This window comes from Roseomonas rosulenta, from assembly GCF_016106005.1.
Lineage (GTDB): Bacteria > Pseudomonadota > Alphaproteobacteria > Acetobacterales > Acetobacteraceae > Neoroseomonas > Neoroseomonas rosulenta.
The window spans coordinates 1-2,842 of record NZ_JACADR010000406.1; the positions used below are offsets into that span (position 1 = coordinate 1).

The window sequence follows — 2,842 nt, forward strand, 5'->3', positions numbered from 1 at the left end:
CGCCGGCCGGTACCCCGCCGGCAGCCCCGCCGCCGCGCCCGCGCCCGGGCAGTTCCACACCGCCCTCGGTCCTGGCGCCGCAGCCGCCGGCGGAACGCGCGCGGATTTCGGAGCCCCTGCCCCCGGTCACCGCGCCGACGCCACCCTCCGGCGCCGCGCGCGTGGTGACCGTGCCGGGCGAACCGCCGGGCGTGGTCTCGGGCACCGGGCGCATCCAGACCTACACCCAGCCGGGCAACCCGGCCGGCGGCATCGCCATCCAGGATGGCGGCAACACCACCATCATCCAGCCGGGCGGGCGCGTCACCACCGTGCCGACGCCGCGCTGACCGCCATGCGCGTGCTGTATTTCGCCTGGGTGCGGCAGAAGGTGGGCGTGGCGGAGGAAGTGGTCGCCCCCCCGGCCGAGGTGCGCGACGTGGCCGGGCTGGTGGCCTGGCTGGCCGCCCGTACGCCCGGCCACGCCGCCGCCTTCGCCGACCCCAGGCAGCTGCGCGCCGCGGTGAACCAGGATTTCGCCACCCCCGACCATCCTGTCGCGGCGAATGACGAGGTCGCCTTCTTCCCCCCCGTCACCGGCGGCTGACATGGCCCGGGTCCTGGTGCAGGACGCCCCCTTCGACATCGCCGCCGAGACCGCGGCGCTGACCGCGGGACGGACCGATGTAGGCGGCGTCGGGTCGTTCCTGGGCGTATGCCGCGCCGATGACGGGCTCGCGGCCCTGGTGCTGGAGCATTATCCCGGCATGACCGAGCGCGCGATCGCGCGCATCGCAGAGGAAGCCGAGGCACGCTGGCCGCTGACCGGCTGCACCGTGATCCACCGTGTCGGGCGCATCCTTCCGGGTGAAGGGATCGTGCTGGTGCTGACCGCCTCCGCGCATCGCGCCGCCGCGCTCGAGGCCTGCGCCTTCCTGATCGACTGGCTGAAGACCAGGGCGCCATTCTGGAAGCGCGAGGAATTCGCCGCCGGGTCGCATCGCTGGGTGGAGGCGCGCGCCGAGGACGACGCCGCCGCCGCGCGCTGGGCGAAGGCGTGACGCCAACCCTCAGCCTGGATGCGGTGGTGATCCCCTGCCGCGACGTGATCCGCCAGCGCGCCTTCTACGAACGCATCCTCGAGCGCCCGCCGATCGAGGCGCGCGCGGGGCTGGTGCGCTTCGACCTGGGCGCGCTGTCCCTGGTGCTGCGCGCGCGTGGCGACGCGCTGTTCCCGCGCGAGGGCACGCCCGGCGTCATGCTGACCTTCCGCCTGCCCTCACGCGACGAGGTGGAACGCTGGCACCGCCGGCTGCTGATGGCGCATGTCGCGGTGCTGGACGCGCCCGCCGCGCGCCCCGGCGGCGGCACCGAGATGCAGGTGGCCGACCCCGAGGGCAACGTGCTGGTGCTGGCGGCGGCGGGGTGAGGGCGGCGCTGCCAGTCCTGGCCGGCGCCGTGCTGCTGGCCTGGCCGGCCCTGCTGAACGGCTACCCGCTGGTGTTCAGCGACACCGGCGGCTTCCTGCACCAGACGCTCGGCCCGCTGATGCTGTGGGACAAGTCGTGGGTCTACGGCCCGCTGCTGCACCTGTTCCACTGGCGCGTGACGCTGTGGCTGCCGCTGGCGGCGCAGGCGGTGGTGGTCTCGCACCTGCTGTGGCTGGTGCAGCGGGTGGTGCGCGGCAGCGCCACGCCGGGGGCGCACATGCTGGCCTGCGCGGTGGCGGCTGCGCTGACCACGGCACCCTTCACCGTGGCGCTGCTGATGCCCGATGTCTTCGCCGCCCCCGTGGTGCTGGCGCTGGCACTGCTCGGCTTCGCGTGGGATCGGCTCTCGCGCGGGGAGGCAGCCTGGCAGGTGGGGCTGAGTGCGGTCGGCATCGCGGCGCATCTGTCGCATGTGCCCCTCGCGCTCGCGCTTGTGCTGCTGCAGCTGCTGGGGCTGCGCTGGCGCGGCGCGCTGCTGGCGGGGGCGCCGCTGGCGCTGGCGGTGGCGCTGCTGCTCGCGACCAACGCGGCGGGGCACGGGCGCGCGGCGCTGTCGCCGCACGGCGCGACCTTCCTTCTGGCGCGGCTGCAGGCGGATGGCCCGGCGGCCGAGGTGATCCGCGCGCGCTGCCCCGCCGCCGGCTGGTATCTCTGCGCCTTCGCCGATCGGCTGCCGATGGATGCCAACGACTTCCTGTGGGATGCCGCGAGCCCGGTGAACCTTGCGCCTGACGGCACGCCGCGCTTCCTCGGCGGCGCGCTGCTCTCGGCGGAGGCGGGGGAGATCGTGGCGGAGACGCTGCGCGCTCATCCTATCGCCGTGGTGCGGGCGGTGCTGCACAATACGGTCATGCAACTTCTCACCGCCGGGATCGGCGATACGCTGGGGCCGGAGAACCTCGCGGCCGCGTTGCGCCCGCGCATCGCGGAGGGATTCCCCGCGCGCGAGGCCGCGGCCTTCGATGCCGCGCTGCAGGCGCGCGGCGAGTTGCGCACAGCGGTGGCACCGCTGGCGCCGATCTACCCAGCGGTGCTGCTGGCCGCGCTGCCGCTGCTGGCGTTGGCCGGTTGGCGCGCCTGGCGCGCGCGCGACGCGGTGCGGCTGGGATTGCTGGCGGCGATCCTGGTGGGCGTGGTGGCCAATGCGGCGGCGACGGGCGGGCTGTCGGGCGTATTCCCGCGCTACCAGGCGCGCATCGCCTGGCTGCTGCCGGTCGGCGCGCTGCTGCTGCTGTTGCCGCGGCGGGCCGTGGCGCCGGTACGGGACGCCCGCCGATGATCGATGATGACAGCGGGCCGCGCCCGGCGACGGCGGGCAGGCCCCCGGTGGCCGGCGATACGGGCCTGCCGCCCAGCCTTGCGGACCTGTCGCG

Annotated in this window: 4 protein-coding genes and 1 pseudogene; all 5 read left to right on the forward strand. The window is 75.2% G+C overall.

Going from position 1 to position 2,842, the window contains the following annotated elements:
* A pseudogene (locus HW578_RS24995) lies at positions 1–329 on the forward strand (hypothetical protein); the annotation flags it as partial.
* 5 nt (positions 330–334) lie between these two features.
* The gene (gene moaD, locus HW578_RS25000) at positions 335–586 is read left to right on the forward strand and encodes a molybdopterin converting factor subunit 1 (RefSeq protein WP_198373407.1); all 252 of its coding nucleotides are present in this window, start codon (positions 335–337) and stop codon (positions 584–586) included.
* A 1-nt stretch (position 587) separates the two neighbouring features.
* Positions 588–1,040, forward strand: coding sequence for a molybdenum cofactor biosynthesis protein MoaE (locus HW578_RS25005; protein WP_198373408.1), 453 nt, complete (start codon positions 588–590; stop codon positions 1,038–1,040).
* Positions 1,037–1,408 (forward strand): VOC family protein, encoded by a 372-nt coding sequence (locus HW578_RS25010; RefSeq protein WP_198373409.1) that lies wholly within the window; start codon positions 1,037–1,039, stop codon positions 1,406–1,408. The genes HW578_RS25005 and HW578_RS25010 overlap by 4 nt, the downstream gene beginning before the upstream one ends.
* Positions 1,405–2,748, forward strand: a complete 1,344-nt coding sequence (locus HW578_RS25015) for a hypothetical protein (protein ID WP_369407975.1) — start codon at positions 1,405–1,407, stop codon at positions 2,746–2,748. Before HW578_RS25010 ends, HW578_RS25015 begins: the two co-directional genes overlap by 4 nt.
* Positions 2,749–2,842 lie beyond the last annotated feature (94 nt).

Excerpts from the sequence above, each read along its gene's own strand:
- moaD (WP_198373407.1), top strand. The coding sequence starts at position 335 with ATGCGCGTGCTGTATTTCGCCTGGGTGCGGCAGAAGGTGGGCGTGGCG.
- HW578_RS25005 (WP_198373408.1), top strand. The coding sequence starts at position 588 with ATGGCCCGGGTCCTGGTGCAGGACGCCCCCTTCGACATCGCCGCCGAG.